Below are 22,298 nucleotides of genomic sequence, written 5' to 3'. Positions count from 1 at the left end.
ATAACGACAACGGATTCTGTAGGAGTACATCGTGCGTAAGTTGACTCAATTGGTCTTGCTGGCCACTGTGCTGGTAACCACCCCGGCCTTCGCCGAAATGAAAATCGCCGTCCTGAACTATCAGATGGCCCTGCTGGAATCCGACGCGGCCAAGAAGTACGCCGTGGATGCCGAGAAGAAATTCGGTCCGCAACTGACCAAGCTCAAAACCTTGGAAAGCAGCGCCAAGGGCATCCAGGATCGTCTGGTAGCCGGTGGCGACAAGATGCAGCAAGGCGAGCGCGAGCGTCTGGAGCTTGAATTCAAGCAAAAGGCTCGTGACTACCAGTTCCAGTCCAAGGAGCTGAACGAAGCCAAGGCTGTTGCCGACCGTGAAATGCTCAAGCAGCTCAAGCCCAAGCTCGACAGCGCCGTGGAAGAAGTCATCAAGAAGGGTGCCTTCGACCTGGTGTTCGAGCGCGGCGCCGTGATTGACGTCAAGCCTCAATACGACATCACCCGTCAGGTGATCGAGCGCATGAACCAGCTGAAGTAAGCCATGACTGCGACTATCAAACTCGGCGAGTTGGCCGAGTTCCTGGGAGCCACCTTGCGTGGCTCCCCGGAGAAAGAAATCACTGGGCTAGCCACCTTGCAGGAGGCTGGCCCAGCTCAGTTGAGCTTCCTCGCAAATCCCCAATACCGTAAATACCTGGTTGATTGCCAGGCCGCAGCCGTGTTGCTGAAGGCCGCTGACGCTGAAGGGTTTATCGGGGATGCGCTGGTGGTGGCCGACCCGTACCTGTCGTACGCCAAGGCGTCACACCTGTTCGATCCCAAGCCGAAAGCGGCCGGTGGCATTCACCCATCGGCGGTAATTGCCGATGATGCGCAGGTTGACCCTGCGGCCAGCATCGGTGCGTTTGCAGTGATCGAGAGCGGGGCGCGTATTGGTGCAGGTGTCACCGTGGGCGCCCACTGCTTTATCGGCGCACGCTGTGAAATCGGTGCCAATGGTTGGCTGGCCCCACGTGTAACCCTCTACCACGATGTGCGTATTGGTCAGCGTGTGGTCATTCAGTCCGGCGCTGTTATCGGCGGCGAAGGCTTTGGCTTTGCCAACGCCAAAGGTGTCTGGCACAAGATTGCCCAGGTCGGCGGCGTATTGATCGGCGACGATGTGGAGATCGGTGTAAACACTGCGGTGGATCGTGGGGCTTTGGCCGATACGGTGATCGGTAACGGCGTGAAGCTCGACAACCAGATCCAGATCGCCCACAACGTACAGATTGGCGATCACACCGCCATGGCTGCGTGCGTGGGTATTTCCGGCAGCACCAAAATCGGCAAGCATTGCATGCTCGCCGGCGGCGTCGGGCTGGTGGGGCATATCGATATTTGCGACAACGTCTTCATCACCGGCATGACCATGGTGACTCACTCGATTACCGAGCCGGGGGCCTATTCTTCCGGTACCGCCATGCAACCTGCGGCTGAATGGCGCAAGAGCGCGGCGCGTTTGAGGAAGATCGACGACATGGCACGACGTATCAAACAGCTGGAAAAGCGTGTTGGGGACGTGACCCCTGGCGGTAATGCTTCATCTGAAGGCTGATACCATTTCCATATCAAGTGTGCACAGCCGCTAGACTGCCTCCTTGATTTGCTAGCGGGGCGTGCGCTTAGTTCGCCCGCCCCCAATCTTTATTACAGGCTTCCCCCCGAAATGATGGACATCAACGAGATTCGCGAATACCTGCCTCACCGTTACCCGTTCCTGCTGGTGGACCGCGTAGTGGACCTCAATGTCGAGGAAAAGCGCATTCGTGCCTACAAGAATGTCAGCATCAACGAACCATTCTTCAACGGTCACTTCCCAGCGCATCCCATCATGCCGGGCGTGTTGATCATCGAAGCGATGGCCCAGGCTGCCGGTATCCTTGGTTTCAAAATGCTCGACCTCAAGCCTGCCGACGGCACGCTTTACTATTTCGTGGGCTCCGACAAGCTGCGTTTTCGCAACCCGGTCACCCCGGGTGACCAGTTGATCCTGGAAGCCAGGTTTATCAGCTGCAAGCGCCAGATCTGGAAGTTCGAATGCCAGGCCTCGGTAGATGGCAAGCCGGTGTGCTCTGCCGAGATCATCTGTGCGGAACGCAAACTATGAGTTTGATTGACCCTCGCGCAATCATCGATCCGTCGGCCGTACTGGCCGCCGACGTTGAGGTCGGCCCTTGGTCGATCGTCGGCGCAGGTGTGGAAATCGGCGAGGGGACTGTCATCGGGCCACACGTGATCCTTAAAGGTCCGACCCGTATTGGCAAACACAATCGTATCTACCAGTTTTCCTCGGTAGGCGAAGACACCCCGGACATGAAGTACAAGGGTGAAGAAACACGCCTGGTAATCGGTGACCACAACATCATCCGTGAAGGCGTCACCATTCACCGCGGCACCGTACAGGATCGCGCTGAAACCACTTTGGGTGATCACAACCTGGTCATGGCCTATGCGCACATCGGCCATGACAGCGTGATCGGCAACCATTGCATCCTGGTCAACAACACTGCGTTGGCAGGCCATGTGCACGTTGACGACTGGGCGATCCTGTCCGGTTTCACCCTGGTGCATCAGTACTGCCATATCGGCGCCCACAGCTTTTCCGGCATGGGTACCGCCATTGGCAAGGATGTCCCTGCATTCGTGACGGTGTTCGGCAACCCTGCCGAGGCTCGCAGCATGAACTTCGAAGGCATGCGCCGCCGCGGTTTCAGCGAAGAGGCGATCCACGCTCTGCGCCGTGCCTACAAGACGGTTTACCGTCAGGGGCTGACGGTTGAGCAGGCGCTGACCGAACTGACCGAGCCGGCAACCCTGTTTCCGGAAGTCGCGGTGTTCCGTGACTCGATCCAGGCGTCGACTCGCGGCATCACTCGCTGATCATGGCCAATCTGCGTATTGCACTCGTGGCCGGTGAAGCGTCCGGCGATATTCTGGGTGCTGGCCTGATGCGAGCCCTCAAGGCCCAGCATCCTGCGGTGGAGTTTATCGGTGTGGGTGGGCCGCTGATGCAGGCCGAAGGGCTTGCCTCCTACTTCCCCATGGAGCGGCTGTCGGTCATGGGGTTGGTGGAGGTGTTGGGACGCCTGCGTGAGCTGCTCGCTCGCCGCAAGCTGTTGATCAAGACGCTGATCGATGAAAAGCCTGACGTCTTTATCGGCATCGATGCACCGGATTTCACGCTCAATATCGAACTAAAATTGCGTCAGGCCGGGATCAAGACCGTGCACTACGTCAGCCCATCCGTATGGGCGTGGCGGCAGAAGCGCGTGTTGAAGATCCGCGAAGGCTGCGACCTGATGTTGACCCTGTTGCCGTTCGAAGCCAGGTTCTACGAAGAGAAGGGCGTACCGGTGCGGTTTGTCGGCCATACCCTGGCCGATGCCATTCCGTTGCAAGCCGATCGTGCTGCCGCGCGTGCCGAGCTGGGTTTGCCCGACGGCCCGTTGGTGGCGTTGATGCCGGGCAGTCGTGGCGGAGAGGTAGGGCGTCTGGGTGCGCTGTTTTTTGATGCCGCCGAACGTCTGCAGGCACAAAAGCCGGGGGTTCGCTTCGTGCTGCCGTGTGCCAGCCCGCAACGCCGCGCACAGATCGAGACCCTGCTGGAAGGTCGCAACCTGCCGCTGACCCTGCTTGACGGCCAGTCCCATCTGGCTCTGGCAGCCTGCGATGCGGTGTTGATTGCGTCGGGCACTGCCACCCTTGAAGCCTTGCTGTACAAGCGGCCAATGGTTGTAGCCTATCGCCTGGCGCCGCTGACCTTCTGGATTCTCAAGCGCATGGTCAAGAGCCCTTATATCTCCCTGCCCAACCTGCTGGCCCAGCGCCTGCTGGTGCCAGAGTTGTTGCAGGACGATGCAACGCCTGAAGCGCTTGCGCAGACCCTACTGCCCTTGATTGACGGCGGCGAAGAGCAGACCCGTGGTTTCGACGACATTCATCGCACGTTGCGTCGTGATGCCTCGAACCAGGCGGCCGACGCCGTGTTGACCTTGATCGGCCATAAACAGGAAGCCTTATGACCACGCAAATGGGGCTGGATTTCAGCCTGGTTGCCCAAGCTCACGAACTGGTGGCCGGTGTTGACGAAGTAGGACGCGGCCCGCTGTGTGGCGCAGTGGTCACGGCGGCGGTAATCCTAGATCCGAACCGCCCGATCCTGGGCCTCAATGATTCGAAAAAGCTTACCGAAGCCCGTCGCGAAAAGCTCTATGACGAGATCTGTGAAAAGGCCCTGAGTTGGCATATCGCTCGCGCTGAAGTCGAGGAAATCGACGAACTTAATATCCTCCATGCAACCATGTTAGCCATGCAGCGTGCTGTTGAAGGGCTGCATATCACCCCGAAAATGGCGATGATCGATGGCAACCGTTGCCCGAAGCTTGCGATGCCGTCGGAAGCGGTGGTCAAGGGCGATAGCAAGGTTCCAGCCATTGCCGCCGCCTCGATCCTCGCCAAGGTCAGCCGTGACCGTGAAATGGCTGCGTTCGAATTGATCTACCCCGGCTACGGGATTGGCGGCCATAAAGGCTACCCGACGCCCGTTCATCTGGAAGCCCTGGCTCGGCTGGGCCCGACCCCGATCCATCGCCGCTCGTTTGCCCCGGTACGCCTGGCTTATGAGGCCCGCGAAAGTCTGATCGAGGTTTAGCAGCAAGGCTGATGTTTTTACCAAGGCCCGGTACAATCCGGGCCTTGTTGTTTTCATGTATCAAGACAGGATCACTATGCCGGCTTCATTCGTTCACCTGCGCCTGCACACTGAGTACTCCCTGGTCGACGGCCTGGTACGGATCAAACCACTGGTCAAAACCCTGGTGGGCATGAATATGCCTGCGGTGGCGGTAACCGATCAGAACAACATGTGTTCCCTGGTCAAGTTCTACAAGAACGCCATGGGCGCCGGCATCAAGCCGATCTGTGGCGCCGACCTGTGGCTGTCCAACAAGGACCCGGATAACCCACTGAGCCGCATCAGCCTGCTGGCGATGAACGGCGTGGGTTATCGCAACCTCACTGAACTGATTTCCCGCGGCTTTATCGACGGCCAGCGCAACGGCTCGATCATCATCGAGCGCGAGTGGGTGGCCGAAGCCAGCGAAGGCCTGATCATGCTCTCGGCGGCTAAAGAGGGCGAGATCGGTATCGCGTTGCTGGGCGGTAATCCCCAGGAAGCCGAGGTGCTGGCACGTGAGTGGATGCAGGTATTCCCGGACCGTTTCTACCTGGAAGTCCAGCGTACCAACCGCCCCAACGATGAAGAACATCTGCATGCTGCCGTAGCCCTGGCCGATAAGCTGGGTGCTCCGCTGGTGGCGACCAACGATGTGCGGTTTATCAAGAAAGAAGATTTCGAGGCCCATGAAACCCGCGTGTGCATCGGCGAAGGCCGGGCCCTGGATGACCCGCGCCGCTCGAAGAATTACAGCGAAGAGCAATACCTCAAAAGCGCCGATGAAATGGCGCAGCTGTTCAGCGATTTGCCCGAGGCCCTGGAAAACTCCGTCGAGATCGCCAAGCGCTGCAACATCGAAGTGAAACTGGGCAAGCACTTTTTGCCCAACTTCCCGATACCCGATGGCATGACCATCGACGAATACTTTCGCAAAGTGTCGTTCGATGGCCTGGAAGAACGCCTTAGCGTTCTGCTGCCCAAGGACACCACTGAAGACTACGAAGCCAAGCGCCAGGTCTACGTTGATCGGCTGAATTTCGAGCTGGATATCATCATCCAGATGGGATTCCCCGGCTACTTCCTGATCGTAATGGACTTTATCCAGTGGGCCAAAAACAACGGCGTACCGGTAGGTCCCGGCCGGGGGTCAGGTGCTGGCTCGCTGGTGGCCTATGTTCAGAAGATTACCGACCTTGACCCGCTGGAATATGACCTGCTGTTCGAACGGTTCCTGAACCCGGAACGGGTGTCGATGCCCGACTTCGACGTCGACTTCTGCATGGATGGTCGTGACCGCGTGATTGAATACGTGGCCGAGAAATACGGCCGCAACGCGGTAAGTCAGATCATCACCTTCGGTTCCATGGCGGCGAAAGCGGTAATTCGCGACGTGGCGCGGGTGCAGGGCAAGTCCTACGGCCTGGCCGACCGCCTGTCGAAGATGATCCCGTTCGAAGTCGGCATGACCCTGGAAAAAGCCTACGAGCAGGAAGAAATCCTGCGCGACTTTATCAAGGTCGATGAAGAAGCCGCCGAAATCTGGGACATGGCGCGCAAGCTCGAAGGCGTGGTGCGTAACGTCGGTAAACACGCCGGTGGTGTGGTCATCGCGCCGACCAAGCTCACCGACTTTTCACCGATCTACTGCGATGAAGAAGGCGACGGCCTGGTCACCCAGTTCGACAAGGATGACGTGGAGGCGGCCGGCCTGGTGAAGTTCGACTTCCTCGGCCTGCGTACCCTGACGATCATCGACTGGGCACTCAAGACCATCAACCGCGACCGCGCCAAGGTCGGCGAAGAACCGCTGGATATCGCGTTTATCCCGCTGGACGACAAACCGACCTACAGCCTGCTGCAAAAGGCCGAAACCACGGCGGTGTTCCAGCTTGAATCCCGGGGCATGAAAGAGCTGATCAAAAAGCTCAAGCCCGACTGCCTGGAAGACTTGATCGCACTGGTGGCGCTGTTCCGTCCGGGCCCGCTGCAATCGGGCATGGTGGATGACTTCATCAACCGCAAGCACGGTCGCGCCGAGCTGGCTTACCCGCACTCCGACTATCAATACGAGGGCCTCAAGCCTGTATTGGCGCCGACGTACGGCATCATCCTGTATCAGGAACAGGTGATGCAGATCGCCCAGGTAATGGCCGGCTACACCCTCGGTGGTGCGGACATGCTGCGTCGCGCAATGGGTAAAAAGAAACCCGAGGAAATGGCCAAGCAGCGCGGCGGTTTCATTGAAGGTTGCGCCACCAACAACATCGACGCCGACCTGGCCGGTAACATCTTCGACCTGGTAGAAAAATTCGCCGGTTATGGTTTCAACAAATCCCACTCCGCCGCCTATGGCCTGGTGTCGTACCAGACCGCCTGGCTGAAAGCCCACTACCCGGCGCCGTTCATGGCTGCGGTACTGTCGGCCGATATGCACAACACCGACAAGGTCGTGACCTTGATCGAGGAAGTGCGCACCATGAAGCTGCGCCTGGATGCGCCGGACGTGAACGCCTCTGAGTTCAAGTTCACGGTGAATGACGAAGGTCGCATCATCTATGGCCTCGGCGCGATCAAGGGCGTGGGCGAAGGACCGGTCGAGGCCATCACCGAAGCGCGTCAGGATGGGCCATTCAAGGACCTGTTCGACTTCTGCGCGCGTGTTGACCTCAAACGCATCAACAAGCGTACCCTTGATGGCTTGATCCGCAGCGGCGCGCTCGACCGTCTCGGCCCGTATTTCCATGATGAGCCGAAGGCTTACCAGGCCAATATCGACCGTAACCGTGCGGTGCTGCTCACCGCCATGGAAGAGGCGATCAAGGCTGCCGAACAGACTGCCCGCACCCATGACAGCGGCCACGCCGACCTGTTTGGCGGGCTGTTCGTCGAAGAGGATGCGGATGTCTACGCCAATCATCGCAAGGCCAAGGAGCTGACCCTCAAGGAACGCCTCAAAGGTGAGAAAGACACCTTGGGCCTGTACCTCACCGGCCACCCGATTGACGAGTACGAAGGCGAAATCCGCCGTTTCGCCCGCCAGCGCATTATCGACCTCAAGCCCGCGCGGGATACCCAGACCGTCGCCGGCATGATCATCGCCCTGCGGGTGATGAAAAATAAAAAGGGCGACAAAATGGGTTTCATCACCCTGGATGACCGCTCGGGCCGGATCGAAGCGTCACTGTTTGCCGACGCGTTCCACTCCGCCCAGTCACTTTTGCAGACCGACGCCATGGTGGTGGTGGAAGGGGAGGTCAGCAATGATGACTTCTCCGGTGGCCTGCGCCTGCGTATCAAACGGGTGATGAGCATGGAAGATGCGCGCACCAACCTGGCCGAAAGCCTGCGCTTGAAGGTCAAGACCGAAGCGCTCAAGGGCGATCAGCTACGCTGGTTGGGTGACCTGCTCAAGCGCCACCGCGGCGCGTGCCCGGTAACCATGGAGTACACCGGCAGCGACGCCAAGGCCATGTTGCAGTTTGGTGAGACGTGGCGGATTGATCCGGCTGATGGCTTGATTCAAGCTTTGCGTGACCAGTTCGGGCGAGACAACGTCTTCCTCCAATACCGTTGACGGTCAGTACCCCTGACCTCGGCTGAACATTTAATCTCGACCTAAACGCGCCTCTCCCTTAAGGTAGGGCGCGAATAGACAACCGGCTGGCCAGGCACTCCTTGGCCGTCGACCCAAGACGGACGCTTATGAACCCGAATTTTCTTGATTTCGAACAGCCGATCGCTGACCTGCAAGCCAAGATCGAAGAGCTGCGCCTGGTCGGCAATGACAATTCGCTGAATATCGGCGACGAAATCGCTCGCCTGCAAGACAAAAGCAGCACGCTCACCGAAGACATCTTCGGCAAGCTGACCAGTTGGCAGATCGCGCGCCTGGCTCGCCACCCGCGCCGTCCGTACACCCTGGACTACATCGAACACATCTTCACCGAGTTCGATGAGCTGCACGGCGACCGCCACTTCTCCGACGACGCGGCCATTGTGGGCGGTATCGCTCGCCTGGACGACCAGCCGGTAATGGTGATCGGCCATCAGAAAGGCCGTGAAGTGCGCGAGAAAGTCCGTCGCAACTTCGGTATGCCGCGTCCGGAAGGCTACCGCAAGGCTTGCCGCCTGATGGAAATGGCCGAGCGCTTCAAGATGCCGATCCTGACCTTCATCGACACTCCGGGCGCATACCCGGGTATCGACGCCGAAGAGCGCAACCAGAGTGAAGCGATTGCCTGGAACCTGCGCGTCATGGCTCGCCTGAAAACCCCGATCATCGCCACCGTGATCGGTGAAGGTGGTTCCGGCGGTGCGCTGGCCATTGGCGTGTGCGACCAGTTGAACATGCTGCAATATTCGACCTACGCGGTGATTTCGCCGGAAGGTTGCGCCTCGATCCTGTGGAAAACCGCAGAGAAGGCGCCGGATGCGGCTGAAGCCATGGGCATCACCGCCGATCGCCTCAAGGGCCTGGGTATCGTGGACAAAGTGATCGCCGAGCCACTGGGCGGCGCCCACCGTGACCCGGCCGCGGCTGCCGCGACCATCCGTGCTGAACTGGGCTCGCAACTGGCGATGCTCAAGAAGCTGGATAACGAAGCGCTGCTGGCCCGTCGTTACGAACGCCTTATGAGCTACGGTCTCTAAAGTCTACGCCGTAACTCAATGTGGGAGGGGGCTTGCTCCCGATAGCGGTGGATCAGTCACCAGATGCAGTGACTGACACTCAGCAATCGGGAGCAAGCCCCCTCCCACATTTGCTTTGTGTATGCTCGGCTTATGTATTCCAGATTTGCGGCGGGGACATCTGATGAAACCGGCTCTACCCGCCAGACTCCTGAAAACCCTGGCCCCCTGGCGCAATGCTCCGGCCTGGCGCATTGCATTCTCCGGTGGCCTCGACTCCACCGTCCTGCTGCACCTTCTGGCTTCCCTGGCAAACACCGAAACCCTGCCGCCCATCAGCGCTGTGCATGTCCATCATGGGCTGCAAGCGGCCGCTGACGCCTGGCCCAGTCATTGCCAAGCGTTATGTGACAGCCTGGGCATACCTTTGCAGGTCTTGCGTGTGCAGGTGCAACCCGGTGCCAGCCTGGAGCGTGCCGCGCGTAACGCACGTTACCAGGCGTTTACCGAGGTGATCGGGGCAGGGGAGGTGCTGCTCACCGCCCAGCATCGCGACGATCAAGCCGAGACCCTGCTGTTCCGCCTGTTACGCGGAGCCGGAGTGCGTGGGTTGGCGGCAATGCCCGAGCGTCGCCCGTTGGCGACGGGGCACTTGGTGCGGCCATTGCTGGCGGTTTCCCGCGGAGCACTGCAAGCCTACGCCCACGAACACCAATTGAAGTGGATTGAAGACCCTTCGAACGCCGATCCACGGTTCTCGCGCAATTACCTGCGTCACCAGGTCTTTCCAACGCTGACGCAGCGCTGGCCTCAGGCAGTATCAAGCCTGGCGCGCACTGCCGAGCACCTGAGTGAAGCCCAGGGCCTGCTCGACGAACTGGCGCACATGGATCTGACCGCCGCCGATCAGCCTTCAGCGTTTCCCTGGTTGCCTTTGCCTTCCTTGGTCCTTGCTCCGTTGCGCGATCTTTCCGATGCGCGCCAGCGCAATGCCTTGCGTCATTGGCTGAATCCCCTGACTCGTCTGCCCGACAGTGACCACTGGGCCAGTTGGTACGCCCTGCGCGATGCCAAGGGGGACGCACAGCCGTTATGGCGCCTGGCCGACGGTCAGCTTCATCGTTGCGGCGAACGCATTTGGTGGCTGCCTTCCACGTGGTCGGAATTTTCCGACGTGTCGGTGAGCTGGCCCGATCCGCGAAATCCACTAGAGTTACCCGGGAACGGCCAACTGATGTTTGCCGGCAAGGCTCCCGAGGGACCCTTGTCGATTCGTTATCGCCAGGGTGGCGAAATCGTCGAAGTGCCAGGTCGAGGCCGGCGTGATCTCAAGCGCCTGTTGAATGAAAGTGGTATGCCGGGCTTCGTCCGTGGCAGATTGCCGCTGGTCTATCGGGGCGAGCAATTGCTGGCTGTACCAACGCTTGCGGGGCTGAGGGCCAGTCCGCTGGATGACTGGCAATTACATTGGTTGCCACAGACCTGCGATCAAGGTTTGAGCTGATAGCGCCTTTCCGGTAGACTACGCTCCCTTCTTGATACAACTTCTGTGGATTCGACTGAATCGCAGCAGTTGCCGATTACCAAGCAGTCTTTGCTGGGCGATTCCAAAAAATGTGTAGCGATCAACGTACCGGTGTTTCCTTGCTGGTCTGTCACAACGCGGCGGTTTTTTTGAAAGGTGCACTGTGATTAATGCAGGTGATCGGGGGCTTCGGCCTTCCTTCGCTTTCCCCGGCGGCTCGGACCGCTTTAACGCAGACTTCTAGGGTTTTTCATGACGCGCTACATATTCGTCACGGGCGGTGTTGTTTCTTCATTGGGGAAAGGCATTGCCTCCGCTTCATTGGCGGCCATCCTGGAGGCGCGGGGGCTTAAAGTCACCATGCTCAAGCTGGACCCGTACATCAACGTCGACCCGGGCACCATGAGCCCGTTCCAGCACGGTGAAGTGTTCGTCACTCACGACGGCGCCGAGACCGACCTGGACCTGGGCCACTACGAGCGGTTCATCCGCACGACCATGACCCAGAACAACAACTTCACCACTGGCCGTGTCTACGAGCACGTGCTGCGCAAAGAGCGCCGTGGTGACTACCTGGGTGCAACCATCCAGGTGATCCCGCACATCACCGACGAAATCAAGCGCCGCATCATCAAGGGTGCAGGCGATGCCGACGTGGCGATGGTCGAGATCGGTGGCACCGTGGGCGACATCGAATCCCAACCGTTCCTTGAAGCCATCCGCCAGCTGCGTTTCGAAGTCGGCGCCAAGCGCGCGATGCTGATGCACCTGACACTGGTGCCGTACATCGCCACCGCCGGCGAAACCAAAACCAAGCCTACCCAGCACTCGGTCAAGGAGCTGCGTTCCATCGGCCTGCAACCGGACGTACTGGTTTGCCGTTCCGATCACCCGATCGACATTTCCTCGCGCCGCAAGATCGCGCAATTCACCAACGTTGAAGAGCGTGCGGTGATCGCGCTGGAAGACGCCGACACCATCTACAAGATCCCGGGCATCCTGCATTCGCAGGGGCTGGATGATTTTGTGGTCGAGCGTTTCGGCCTGCAGTGCAATGGCGCGGACCTGTCCGAGTGGGAAGCCGTGGTCGACGCCAAGCTCAACCCTGAGCATGAAGTCACCATCGCCATGGTCGGCAAGTACATGGAGCTGCTGGACGCGTACAAGTCGCTGATTGAAGCGATGAGCCACGCCGGCATCAGCAACCGTACCAAGGTCAACCTGCGCTACATCGATTCCGAAGATATCGAGAACCAGGGCACTGCGCTGCTCGAAGGCGTTGACGCGATTCTCGTGCCGGGCGGTTTCGGCCTGCGTGGCGTGGAAGGCAAGATCACCGCGGTGCAATACGCTCGCGAGAACAAGGTGCCCTACCTGGGTATCTGCCTGGGCATGCAAGTGGCCGTTATCGAGTTCGCCCGTAACGTGCTGGGCTGGAAAGACGCCAACTCCACCGAGTTCGATCACAGCAGCGGCCACCCGGTCGTCGGCCTGATCACCGAGTGGGAAGACGCCACCGGCGCCGTTGAAACCCGTACCGAAACGTCCGACCTGGGCGGCACCATGCGCCTTGGTGCGCAGGACTGCTTGCTGGAAGCCGGCTCGCTGGTACACGACTGCTACGGCAAGGACGTAATCGTCGAGCGTCACCGTCACCGCTATGAAGTGAACAACAATCTGCTGCCGCAGATCAAAGAGGCTGGCCTGAAGATTTCCGGTCGCTCCGGTGACGGCAAGCTGGTTGAAGTGGTCGAAGCGCCGGATCATCCGTGGTTCGTGGCCTGCCAGTTCCACCCGGAGTTCACCTCGACGCCGCGCGACGGTCACCCGTTGTTCAGCGGTTTCGTCAAAGCAGCACTGACGCAACATCAGAAGAAGGCGTAACCCTGATGGCCCAGAAGATCATTCGCGTAGGCGATATCGAGATTGCCAACGACAAGCCCATGGTGCTGTTCGGCGGCATGAACGTGCTGGAAAGCCGCGACATGGCGATGCAGGTCTGTGAAGAATACGTGCGGGTTACCCAGAAGCTGGGCATCCCATACGTGTTCAAGGCCAGTTTCGACAAGGCCAACCGTTCTTCCGTGACCTCCTATCGCGGCCCGGGCCTTGAAGAAGGCATGCGGATCTTCCAGGACATCAAGCAAGCCTTCGGCGTGCCGATCATCACCGACGTCCACGAGCCTGAGCAGGCTGCCGTGGTCGCCGAGGTGTGCGACATCATCCAGTTGCCGGCCTTCCTGTCGCGCCAGACCGACCTCGTGGTCGCCATGGCCAAGACCGGCGCTGTGATCAACATCAAGAAAGCCCAGTTCCTCGCCCCTCAGGAGATGAAACACATCCTGAGCAAGTGCGTGGAAGCGGGTAACGACCAGTTGATCCTCTGCGAGCGTGGTTCGAGCTTCGGCTACAACAACCTCGTGGTGGACATGCTCGGTTTCGGCATCATGAAACAGTTCGAATACCCGGTGTTCTTCGACGTGACCCACGCGCTGCAAATGCCCGGTGGTCGCTCGGACTCCGCCGGCGGTCGCCGTGCCCAGGTCACCGACCTTGCCAAGGCGGGCATGAGCCAGTCCCTGGCAGGCCTGTTCCTTGAAGCCCACCCAGACCCGGACAACGCCAAATGTGATGGCCCATGCGCCCTGCGCCTGGACAAGCTGGAGCCATTCCTGGCCCAACTCAAGCAGTTGGACGAGCTGGTCAAGAGTTTTCCGACGGTAGAGACCGCGTAACTGCCATTTCTCCGGTAGAATTTCCCACGCTAAATGCTCAGGCCCTTGGGCCTGAGCCTTGTCGTCTGCAAGCCTGCCCCGTTGTTCCACCCTTGCGGTCGGTCAAAAGATTTCCTTCAGCTGCGTCGTTTTCGTCAACTTTGGAGTGTTTACAACAATGGCAAAAATCGTCGACATCAAAGGTCGTGAAGTTCTCGACTCCCGTGGCAACCCCACCGTCGAAGCCGACGTGCTTCTCGATAACGGCATCATCGGCAGCGCCTGCGCGCCGTCCGGTGCTTCCACCGGTTCGCGCGAAGCGCTGGAACTGCGTGATGGCGACAAGAGCCGTTACCTGGGCAAGGGTGTACTCAAGGCTGTAGCCAACATCAACGGTCCGATTCGTGACCTGTTGCTGGGCAAGGACCCGCTGGACCAGAAAGCCCTGGACCACGCGATGATCAAGCTCGACGGCACTGAAAACAAAGGCAGCCTCGGCGCCAATGCAATCCTCGCCGTGTCCCTGGCTGCCGCCAAGGCAGCAGCTCAGGACCAGGACCTGCCGTTGTACGCGCACATCGCCAACCTGAACGGCACCCCGGGCGTCTACTCGATGCCGGTACCGATGATGAACATCATCAACGGTGGCGAGCACGCGGATAACAACGTCGACATCCAGGAATTCATGGTGCAGCCGGTGGGCGCCAAGTCCTTCTCCGAAGGCCTGCGCATGGGCACCGAGATTTTCCATCACCTCAAGGCTGTACTGAAGGCCCGTGGCCTGAGCACCGCTGTGGGTGACGAAGGTGGTTTCGCACCGAACCTGGCCTCCAACGAAGATGCGTTGAAAGTGATCTCCGAAGCCGTGGCCAACGCCGGCTACAAACTGGGCACCGACGTGACCCTGGCCCTGGACTGTGCGGCCAGCGAATTCTTTGAGGATGGCAAGTACAACCTGTCCGGCGAAGGCCAGGTGTTCAACTCTGAAGGTTTCGCTGAATACCTGAAGGGCCTGACCCAGCGCTACCCGATCATCTCGATCGAAGACGGCCTGGACGAGTCCGATTGGGATGGCTGGAAAATCCTCACCGACAAGATCGGCGAGAAAATCCAGCTGGTGGGCGACGACTTGTTCGTGACCAACACCAAGATCCTGAAAGAAGGCATCGACAAGAAGATCGCCAACTCGATCCTGATCAAGTTCAACCAGATCGGCACCTTGACCGAAACCCTGGAAGCCATCCAGATGGCCAAGGCTGCGGGCTACACCGCCGTGATCTCCCACCGCTCCGGCGAAACCGAAGATTCCACCATTGCCGACCTGGCCGTGGGCACTTCGGCGGGCCAGATCAAGACCGGCTCCCTGTGCCGTTCCGATCGCGTTTCCAAGTACAACCAATTGCTGCGCATCGAAGAGCAATTGGCAGGTAAAGCCAAGTACAACGGTCGCGGCGAGTTTCGCGGCTAAGCAGTAAATGGTAAAAAGTCGGCGGGTTGCGTCAGAAATTTCACGAAAGTGTGAATTTCGGCGCTAATCTGCTGACTGACAAGCGCAAGCCTGGTTTTTCCAGGCTTTGTGCTATCAGTTGCTGCAAAAGGTTTGCATGACTGTCTTTTTTCACTGGATATCCGGATTTCGATGCGCAGTCCCAATTGGTTGTTCCTCGTCTTGCTCTTGTTGCTGGCTGGCCTGCAGTACCGCCTATGGGTCGGTAATGGCAGCTTTGCGCAGGTGGAAGAGCTGACCCAGCAAATTGCCGACCAGCGTGCCGAAAACGAACGCCTGCTGGAGCGCAACCGTGTCCTGGACGCCGAAGTGCTTGAGCTGAAAAAAGGTACGGAGACCGTTGAAGAGCGGGCTCGTCATGAGTTGGGCATGGTCAAGGAGGGCGAGACCCTCTACCAGTTGGCCCAATGAATAACGATCTACCGGCCTTCTGGGCCGTGATTCCTGCCGCGGGCGTCGGTGCCCGTATGGCCGCGGACCGTCCCAAGCAATACCTGCAATTGGGCGGGCGCACTATTCTCGAACACAGCCTCGGCTGTTTTCTCGACCACCCCTCGCTCAAGGGCCTGGTGGTCAGTCTTGCTGTTGATGATCCTTATTGGCCCACCCTGGCGTGCGCCACAGACCCGCGCATCCAGCGTGCGGACGGTGGCTCGGAACGCTCGGGCTCGGTGCTTAATGCACTGCTGCACCTTAATGCCCTGGGTGCCAGTGATGATGACTGGGTGCTGGTGCATGACGCGGCGCGGCCTAACTTGAGCCGTGATGACCTCGACAAACTCTTGACTGAACTGGCGGATGACCCGGTGGGCGGTCTGCTGGCGGTGCCGGCTCGCGACACGCTCAAGCGCGTCGACAAGCATGGCCGCGTGGTGGAAACCGTTGACCGCAGCCTGATCTGGCAGGCTTATACGCCGCAGATGTTCCGCCTGGGGGCCTTGCACCGCGCCTTGGCCGACAGCCTGGTGGCGGACGCCGTGATCACCGACGAAGCGTCGGCCATGGAATGGTCTGGCCAGGCGCCGCGGCTGGTCGAAGGGCGTGCGGACAATATCAAGGTCACCCGCCCCGAAGACCTTGAATGGCTGCGTCAGCGCCGGGCTTATCAGGCGTCCTGACCCTCAGCCGTAGACTTGCTCCAACCCGGGCAGGGTTTTCAGCTCGCTCACCAATGCCTCAATGCTGTCGAATGGTTTCTCATCAATAGGCCAGCCGACCACGTTGATGGAGTTCCGGCCTTCCTGGCTGTTGATCCTGAAACTGCGCAGGTCCCCGCGTCGGGACCGATAGTCAATGTGGGTGGCCTCGGTGAGCATGAATTGGCCTGGCCGTGTCAGCAGTGCCTGGGCCGACTTCACCACTCGACTGTGCGAAGGGACGGGCTGTGATTCCATTGAGTGCTGCAACGCGGCAGGATCAACGCGCAAGACCAGGTTGGCTTTGACCGTGCCTTCCCCTTTGTTCAGGCCCAGGCTGGCGGTGCGCCCCGGATCGACTTCGATGCCCAACGGGTGGGTGCCCATCCTATCTTCTATCCGCAGGCCGATGCTGCCGGTGAGTTCGGCCAGCCCAGGGATGTCCTTGAACGTATTGGTATGGGTATCGCCCACCAGTGCGACCCATTTACCGGGTTGGCGCTTGGAGGTCTGGATCCACTGAATCACCTCGGTAGCGTAATAGTTCATCATCCGCTGGCGCAGGGTTCCCGCACTGTCGCGCATATCGCGAAGTATGTAGCTCACGGTGCAGTCGATCGGCTGGATCTTGATTCCGGCCTCTCGGGCTTTGGTCACGACGTTTGTGAATGAGTAATAGTGGTTTCGGGGCAATGGGTAGATCCCGTTCAGGAAGTTTGTCAGCGCCTCGGCCATAGGGGCGTTCTTCGACCGGTAAAAAGCCTTCAGCATCGGAATATGCACATCCGTCAGCAGATGTTCGAAGTAGATGCGTTTGACACCTTGGCTGGCGAGTATCTGCATGTTGTCGATCAGAAAGGCTTTGCTCGATTCGGCGCTGTGGCTTTCGCCGATCACGAGGCCGTCACTGGCACGTAGCAGTTTCTCGATAATGCTTTGCTGTGATTCGTTCAAGCTCAAGCGGGGGAGGACCGGCTGCAGGGGCGAGTAGGGCAGGTGGTGAAAGAAGATCGCCGAATCCTGGTTTAATTGGCTCCTTTTCTCAAAGAACAGTCTCCGGGCGTTGCTGATCGACTGTGCATCCATTCCGAAGGGTTCGAAATCTTCCGAAAATGAGCTGGTGTCGGTGAGCATCTGCACGACGGTCTCGCGCACGGGCGCTGGCATCTGGTAGGCGCTGAAGAAACTCAACTGCTGGGTGCTATCGAACAGTTTGTAAACCCGTTGCCAGGCATTGCGAAATGCCCCCCCTCCGGTCAATCCGGCACGTCGCCATTGCAGGTCGGAGCTCTGAATAGCGTAGAGACCCGTGGCTTGAGTCTTCTCGGGGGCTTCTGGATTATTCACGAACAGCTCAAAAGAACCCCAGTCATTCGGGCTTTTGTAGGTCAGGAAGGTCTCGCCCTGAATCTTGACGGTCTGCAAGCCGCTGGGAGATGTTGCAGCGACCAGGGGGCGAGTCTCGGTTTGGGCGGAGGCCTGAGTGATCACCTTGACGTTGATCTGGCCCTCCTCTGCCCGCGTAGCCGGGCCAAGCACGGGGCGTAACGCCTCGAGACTGCTCGCGCCTTTGCTGATGCCGTGGATAACCACCGGGAGCGCGTTCAGGGCGCCGAACACCATGCGCTCAACGGCGTGGGGTTTGTCCTTGAGCACGTCATCGGCGCCGATCGCCATGCCAGTCAAACCTGAGGTAATGAAACAAAACTCCGCCAGCAACGCGGTGCCCATGGTCAGCGCCACGGGGATCGCCAGCAGGCAGGCTTTATCCAAGGCGTCGAGGGTGTCGGCTTTAAATGTGTCCAAGGGCGAGACAACGGTTTTGGCTGCCAATTTTGCAATCCGACTGCGGATCTGTCGTGCGATAAACGCAAATGGGTTGCTTCTGAGCGCCGGATACATTGGGTTATTAATGTATTGCTCGGGGTCCCAATAACCGTTGCGCAACAAGCTATTGAAAAAACCGGCGGGGCTGGAAGATTCCGGGTACATCGCCATACCGATCAATGCTTCCTCGACACCACAGTAGATCAGGCCGGAGTCAATCGAGTCGGGTTCAAAGTGGTTGGTCAGCGCTTTGCGCTGGGTCGGGTCCTTGGCCACTTTTACCAGCGCATTGCGCATGTCCGTTGGGCTGTTGAAACCATGGATGGGGGAGGAGTTGCCGGGGACGTACAGCAGGGTGATCTGGCTCTGGGTGTCGGTAATCGTAAGAATGTCGGTGGCGTCGAACTGATGAATGCGCAGCACGCGCACGGATAAGTTTTTATCCGGTGAGTAGGGCGCCTGAAAATCTTCAAGGGTCAGGTTGCTGGCGTCCCTGTCGACGCCGATACCTGCCGCTCGTGCGGCCAGTTGCCGTTCTGCTTCGGTGAGCGTGAATTCTTCGTACTGATTGAGGTAAGCCTTGGCGAAGGCAATGCGCATCAGGGTGGTGTAATTGTCCCGATGCTCCCCCCAGAATTGGGTGATGGCCTTGTCATAGGTTTGTTCAAAGTTGCTTGAGTCAATCACCTTTCTGAGAACGGCTGGCGCGATCTCCAGTTGGGTGGTCGGGTCGTAGGCCTGAGGTTCGCTTTGCCGGTAAAGCGCCTCATACCGTCTGGGCGGGATCCAGCCGGAAGTGATGAACTCTTCGTTGAACATTTGCGGTATGCGGTTATCCATCAGGCGCGGCAGTTCATCGACGATATTGAAGTACGGCGCGATAGTGGAAAAGCCCGTGTTGTTGATCATGCCGCCAGGGGCATGGGGCGCATTGCAGATCATGGCCTCGGTCAGGCTCATGGATTGGACGATCACTGCAGTGTAGGGTGCATTGGGATTGTCGAGGTTGTATTCCAGAGTGGTCAGGAACGTAGTATCCGGGTCCAGTTGTTCCTGAGTGAATGGTTGTAGATGCTCGCAAAGCAATTGGGCTGCGATTGCGCTGGGCACCGGAAAGTCGGCCAGAACCTTTCGGACAAAATGATTGATATGCTGGAGTTGCCGAGTGTTGGACGTCATGGGCTTGCCTGGTTTTCTAATGAAAGCGGTTATTAACCGGTGTCCAGGCAATGCACGAACGGTAGCTGTTTATGTTCGATAGACCGAATTGTCACCCAAGCCTTCTTTGAGAAAGTCCACCAGCTTCCTGACCTTCGGCGACAAATGCCGCTGCTGCGGGTACAGCGCCCACACCGCCGTATTCGGTGGCTGATGCGCCTCCAGCAATGACACCAGCGCACCACTGTGCAAATGCTCCAGCACGTAATAATCCGGCAACTGACACAGCCCTACACCTTGCAGCGCCGCATCCAGCACCGCCTGCCCACTGTTACAGCGCCAGTTTCCCTGAACCCTTTGGGAAAATTCCCGCCCGTCCTGGGCCAGTTGCCAGATATCCGAGCTGCCGATCAGGCAGTTATGCCGACTCAATTCCGACAAGCTATGGGGCCGACCATACCGTTCCAGGTAGGAAGGGGAGGCGCACAGGTACATGCGTCGCGGTGCCAGGCGGCTGGCGACCATGCGCGAGTCTTGCAGGCGACCCAGGCGGATGGCCAAATCCAGGCCCTCGTGCACCAGATCCAATTGACGGTTGCTCAGTTCGATATCCACCCGCAGTTGCGGATAGAGCGCCATGAACCGGGTCACCAGTGGCACGATAAAGCGCTCGCCATAGGCGACTGCGCAGGTCATGCGCAACATGCCCTTGGGTTCGCTGGTGAGGTCGCCTACTGCCCGCAGGGCTTCTTCGCGACCATCCTGCAAACGCTGGCAATGTTGCAGAAACGTCTGACCTGCTTCGGTCAGCGTCACCTTGCGTGTACTGCGATACAACAGGCGCGTTTGCAACCGCTCCTCCAGGCGTGCCACCTGGCGGCTTATATGGGACGACGATACTCCCAGGCGCTCTGCCGCCGCCGTGAATTGGCTGCACTCGGCCACAGCGACGAATTCGTCGATGCCTTCCCAGCGGTTTTCCAGCATGGTCATTATCCCTGTACAGCAATAAAGTTTTGCTTTCGCCTGGATTATTAATCAGGCAGCCATGTTTTACACTGCTGCAATCAATTTTTAACCCCCTGGAGAAACCCGGATGATCAAGTCCCGCGCCGCCGTAGCCTTCGAAGCCAAGAAGCCCCTTGAGATCGTGGAAGTGGACGTCGCCATGCCCAAGGCTGGCGAGGTGCTGTTGCGGGTGGTTGCCTCCGGCGTGTGCCACACCGATGCCTATACGTTGTCGGGTGCGGACCCGGAAGGCATTTTTCCGTCGATCCTGGGTCACGAAGGCGGCGCAGTGGTCGAAGCCATCGGCGAGGGCGTAACTTCAGTCGCTGTCGGCGATCATGTGATCCCGCTGTACACCCCGGAATGTGGCAAGTGCAAATTCTGCCTGTCGGGCAAGACCAACCTGTGCCAGGCCATCCGTTCTACCCAAGGCAAAGGCCTGATGCCGGATGGCACTACGCGCTTTTCCTACAAGGGCCAGCCGATCTTCCACTACATGGGCACGTCGACGTTCTCCGAGTACACCGTGTTGCCGGAAATCTCCGTGGCCAAGATTCCTAAGGAAGCTCCGCTGGAAAAAGTCTGCCTGCTTGGTTGCGGCGTCACCACAGGCATCGGCGCGGTGCTCAACACCGCCAAGGTCAAACCGGGGGACACCGTGGCTATCTTCGGGCTGGGCGGTATTGGCCTGTCGGCCGTGATCGGCGCGGTCAAGGCCAAGGCCGGTCGCATCATTGCCATCGACATCAACCCGGCCAAGTTCGAAATCGCCAAGCAACTGGGGGCTACCGACTGCATTAACCCGAAAGATTACGACCGCCCAATCCAGGACGTGATTGTCGATTTGACCGACGGCGGCGTGGACTTTTCCTTCGAGTGCATCGGCAATGTGCAACTGATGCGTGCGGCGCTTGAGTGCTGCCATAAAGGCTGGGGCGAGTCGGTGATCATCGGCGTGGCCGGTGCCGGCCAGGAAATCGCTACGCGTCCGTTCCAACTGGTCACCGGGCGCGTCTGGCGCGGTTCGGCATTCGGTGGCGTGCGTGGGCGCACAGAGCTGCCAAGCTACGTGGAAATGGCCCAGACCGGTGAGATCCCGCTGGACACCTTCATCACCCACACCATGGGCCTTGAAGATATCAACAAAGCGTTTGACCTGATGCATGAAGGCAAGAGCATTCGTACCGTCATTCACTTCTGAGGTCGGCCATGAGTCTGGAAAACCTGTCATGCCAGAAGAGCTTCGGCGGCTGGCATAAACGCTACAAGCATCATTCCGATGTGCTCGGTTGCGACATGACCTTCGCCGTCTATCTGCCGCCGCAAGCAGAGCAGGGCGGTAAGTTGCCGGTACTGTACTGGCTGTCCGGCTTGACCTGCACCGATGAGAACTTCATGCAGAAGGCTGGCGCCCAGCGCATGGCCGCCGAGCTGGGTTTGATTATCGTCGCACCGGACACCAGCCCGCGCGGCCCCGGTGTGCCGGACGATCCGGACAACGCCTGGGACTTCGGCCTCGGCGCTGGTTTCTATCTGAACGCCACGCAGGAGCCCTGGGCCCAGCACTATCGGATGCATGACTACGTAGTGCAGGAGTTGCCGGCCTTGGTGGAGGCGCATTTCCCTGCGTCGGCTAAACGCGGCATCAGCGGTCACTCCATGGGCGGACATGGCGCATTGGTATGCGCGCTGCGTAACCCGGGACGCTACCAATCGGTGTCGGCGTTTTCGCCAATCAACAATCCGATGGACTGCCCCTGGGGCCAGAAAGCTTTTTCCCGTTACCTGGGCGAAGAGCGTTCCAAGTGGCGTGAATGGGATGCCTGCGTGCTGATCAGCGAAGCCTCGGAAAAACTGCCGCTACTGGTGGACCAGGGCGATCGTGACGATTTCCTTGCGGTTCAGCTCAAGCCCGAGGCCCTGCAGCAAGCGGCCAAGGCGGCCAACCATCCGTTGGAACTGCGCCTGCAACCTGGCTACGACCACAGCTACTTTTTCATCGCCAGCTTCATCGAAGACCATTTGCGCCATCATGGTCGTGCTTTGCTCGGTTAATGTGAGGCAAAAGTAGGTAGAATCA

General features: G+C 59.1%; 18 protein-coding genes. 16 read left to right on the top strand and 2 right to left on the bottom strand.

Annotated elements, in window-relative coordinates; all coding sequences use genetic code 11:
- Positions 1-31: 31 nt before the first annotated feature.
- The 14 genes from E4P00_RS05955 to ispD all read left to right on the top strand — a co-directional run bounded on the left by E4P00_RS05955 (position 32) and on the right by ispD (position 16,207).
- Entirely contained in the window at positions 32-535 is a 504-nt protein-coding gene (locus E4P00_RS05955; RefSeq protein ID WP_003172279.1) for an OmpH family outer membrane protein, read from the top strand.
- A gap of 3 nt (positions 536-538) precedes the next feature.
- On the top strand, positions 539-1,594 hold the full coding sequence (gene lpxD / locus E4P00_RS05950; protein WP_005785724.1) for a UDP-3-O-(3-hydroxymyristoyl)glucosamine N-acyltransferase: 1,056 nt from the start codon (positions 539-541) through the stop codon (positions 1,592-1,594).
- A gap of 111 nt (positions 1,595-1,705) precedes the next feature.
- Entirely contained in the window at positions 1,706-2,146 is a 441-nt protein-coding gene (gene fabZ, locus E4P00_RS05945) for a 3-hydroxyacyl-ACP dehydratase FabZ (RefSeq protein WP_005785726.1), read from the top strand.
- On the top strand, positions 2,143-2,919 hold the full coding sequence (gene lpxA / locus E4P00_RS05940; protein ID WP_005785728.1) for an acyl-ACP--UDP-N-acetylglucosamine O-acyltransferase: 777 nt from the start codon (positions 2,143-2,145) through the stop codon (positions 2,917-2,919). Before fabZ ends, lpxA begins: the two co-directional genes overlap by 4 nt.
- A 2-nt stretch (positions 2,920-2,921) precedes the next feature.
- The gene (gene lpxB, locus E4P00_RS05935; protein ID WP_032877371.1) at positions 2,922-4,061 is read left to right on the top strand and encodes a lipid-A-disaccharide synthase; all 1,140 of its coding nucleotides are present in this window, start codon (positions 2,922-2,924) and stop codon (positions 4,059-4,061) included.
- Positions 4,058-4,690 carry a ribonuclease HII gene (gene rnhB / locus E4P00_RS05930; RefSeq protein ID WP_248130913.1) on the top strand — a complete coding sequence of 211 codons (633 nt, stop codon included), beginning with the start codon at positions 4,058-4,060 and terminating at the stop codon, positions 4,688-4,690. Before lpxB ends, rnhB begins: the two co-directional genes overlap by 4 nt.
- A gap of 76 nt (positions 4,691-4,766) precedes the next feature.
- Complete coding sequence (gene dnaE / locus E4P00_RS05925; protein ID WP_032877369.1) at positions 4,767-8,288, top strand: DNA polymerase III subunit alpha; 3,522 nt, start codon at positions 4,767-4,769, stop codon at positions 8,286-8,288.
- A gap of 128 nt (positions 8,289-8,416) precedes the next feature.
- A complete protein-coding gene (locus E4P00_RS05920; protein WP_003189182.1) occupies positions 8,417-9,364 on the top strand; it encodes an acetyl-CoA carboxylase carboxyltransferase subunit alpha in 948 nt (315 codons plus the stop codon).
- 163 nt (positions 9,365-9,527) lie between these two features.
- Complete coding sequence (gene tilS / locus E4P00_RS05915) at positions 9,528-10,847, top strand: tRNA lysidine(34) synthetase TilS (protein ID WP_248130910.1); 1,320 nt, start codon at positions 9,528-9,530, stop codon at positions 10,845-10,847.
- A gap of 273 nt (positions 10,848-11,120) precedes the next feature.
- Positions 11,121-12,752, top strand: coding sequence for a CTP synthase (locus E4P00_RS05910; protein ID WP_005785740.1), 1,632 nt, complete (start codon positions 11,121-11,123; stop codon positions 12,750-12,752).
- Between the two features lie 5 nt (positions 12,753-12,757).
- Positions 12,758-13,603 (top strand): 3-deoxy-8-phosphooctulonate synthase, encoded by an 846-nt coding sequence (gene kdsA / locus E4P00_RS05905; protein ID WP_003189190.1) that lies wholly within the window; start codon positions 12,758-12,760, stop codon positions 13,601-13,603.
- A 157-nt stretch (positions 13,604-13,760) separates the two neighbouring features.
- Entirely contained in the window at positions 13,761-15,050 is a 1,290-nt protein-coding gene (eno, locus tag E4P00_RS05900) for a phosphopyruvate hydratase (protein ID WP_032877366.1), read from the top strand.
- A gap of 171 nt (positions 15,051-15,221) precedes the next feature.
- The gene (ftsB, locus tag E4P00_RS05895) at positions 15,222-15,500 is read left to right on the top strand and encodes a cell division protein FtsB (RefSeq protein WP_003189195.1); all 279 of its coding nucleotides are present in this window, start codon (positions 15,222-15,224) and stop codon (positions 15,498-15,500) included.
- Positions 15,497-16,207 carry a 2-C-methyl-D-erythritol 4-phosphate cytidylyltransferase gene (gene ispD / locus E4P00_RS05890; protein WP_248130908.1) on the top strand — a complete coding sequence of 237 codons (711 nt, stop codon included), beginning with the start codon at positions 15,497-15,499 and terminating at the stop codon, positions 16,205-16,207. Before ftsB ends, ispD begins: the two co-directional genes overlap by 4 nt.
- Positions 16,208-16,210: 3 nt before the next feature.
- Here the strand turns inward: ispD and E4P00_RS05885 are convergent, their stop codons facing one another.
- Together E4P00_RS05885 and E4P00_RS05880 are read right to left on the bottom strand one after the other, a co-directional pair.
- Entirely contained in the window at positions 16,211-19,231 is a 3,021-nt protein-coding gene (locus tag E4P00_RS05885; RefSeq protein WP_248130906.1) for a membrane-targeted effector domain-containing toxin, read from the bottom strand.
- Positions 19,232-19,300: 69 nt separating this feature from the next.
- Positions 19,301-20,197, bottom strand: a complete 897-nt coding sequence (locus tag E4P00_RS05880) for a LysR substrate-binding domain-containing protein (protein ID WP_005785749.1) — start codon at positions 20,195-20,197, stop codon at positions 19,301-19,303.
- Between the two features lie 109 nt (positions 20,198-20,306).
- On the opposite strand from E4P00_RS05880, the gene E4P00_RS05875 reads away from it, so the two are divergent.
- Positions 20,307-21,419 carry an S-(hydroxymethyl)glutathione dehydrogenase/class III alcohol dehydrogenase gene (locus tag E4P00_RS05875; RefSeq protein WP_005785751.1) on the top strand — a complete coding sequence of 371 codons (1,113 nt, stop codon included), beginning with the start codon at positions 20,307-20,309 and terminating at the stop codon, positions 21,417-21,419.
- An 8-nt stretch (positions 21,420-21,427) separates the two neighbouring features.
- Complete coding sequence (gene fghA / locus E4P00_RS05870; RefSeq protein ID WP_032877364.1) at positions 21,428-22,273, top strand: S-formylglutathione hydrolase; 846 nt, start codon at positions 21,428-21,430, stop codon at positions 22,271-22,273.
- Positions 22,274-22,298: the final 25 nt, after the last annotated feature.

This window comes from Pseudomonas sp. B329, from assembly GCF_023127835.1.
Taxonomy (GTDB): domain Bacteria; phylum Pseudomonadota; class Gammaproteobacteria; order Pseudomonadales; family Pseudomonadaceae; genus Aquipseudomonas; species Aquipseudomonas synxantha_A.
This window is presented reverse-complemented; position numbering and strand designations above follow the sequence as displayed.

Bases quoted from the DNA above. Each gene is read 5' to 3' on its own strand.
- lpxD (WP_005785724.1), top strand. From the start codon at position 539: ATGACTGCGACTATCAAACTCGGCGAGTTGGCCGAGTTCCTGGGAGCC.
- fabZ (WP_005785726.1), top strand. From the start codon at position 1,706: ATGATGGACATCAACGAGATTCGCGAATACCTGCCTCACCGTTACCCG.
- lpxA (WP_005785728.1), top strand. From the start codon at position 2,143: ATGAGTTTGATTGACCCTCGCGCAATCATCGATCCGTCGGCCGTACTG.
- lpxB (WP_032877371.1), top strand. From the start codon at position 2,922: ATGGCCAATCTGCGTATTGCACTCGTGGCCGGTGAAGCGTCCGGCGAT.
- rnhB (WP_248130913.1), top strand. From the start codon at position 4,058: ATGACCACGCAAATGGGGCTGGATTTCAGCCTGGTTGCCCAAGCTCAC.
- dnaE (WP_032877369.1), top strand. From the start codon at position 4,767: ATGCCGGCTTCATTCGTTCACCTGCGCCTGCACACTGAGTACTCCCTG.
- E4P00_RS05920 (WP_003189182.1), top strand. From the start codon at position 8,417: ATGAACCCGAATTTTCTTGATTTCGAACAGCCGATCGCTGACCTGCAA.
- tilS (WP_248130910.1), top strand. From the start codon at position 9,528: ATGAAACCGGCTCTACCCGCCAGACTCCTGAAAACCCTGGCCCCCTGG.
- E4P00_RS05910 (WP_005785740.1), top strand. From the start codon at position 11,121: ATGACGCGCTACATATTCGTCACGGGCGGTGTTGTTTCTTCATTGGGG.
- kdsA (WP_003189190.1), top strand. From the start codon at position 12,758: ATGGCCCAGAAGATCATTCGCGTAGGCGATATCGAGATTGCCAACGAC.
- eno (WP_032877366.1), top strand. From the start codon at position 13,761: ATGGCAAAAATCGTCGACATCAAAGGTCGTGAAGTTCTCGACTCCCGT.
- ftsB (WP_003189195.1), top strand. From the start codon at position 15,222: ATGCGCAGTCCCAATTGGTTGTTCCTCGTCTTGCTCTTGTTGCTGGCT.
- ispD (WP_248130908.1), top strand. From the start codon at position 15,497: ATGAATAACGATCTACCGGCCTTCTGGGCCGTGATTCCTGCCGCGGGC.
- E4P00_RS05885 (WP_248130906.1), bottom strand. From the start codon at position 19,231: ATGACGTCCAACACTCGGCAACTCCAGCATATCAATCATTTTGTCCGA.
- E4P00_RS05880 (WP_005785749.1), bottom strand. From the start codon at position 20,197: ATGCTGGAAAACCGCTGGGAAGGCATCGACGAATTCGTCGCTGTGGCC.
- E4P00_RS05875 (WP_005785751.1), top strand. From the start codon at position 20,307: ATGATCAAGTCCCGCGCCGCCGTAGCCTTCGAAGCCAAGAAGCCCCTT.
- fghA (WP_032877364.1), top strand. From the start codon at position 21,428: ATGAGTCTGGAAAACCTGTCATGCCAGAAGAGCTTCGGCGGCTGGCAT.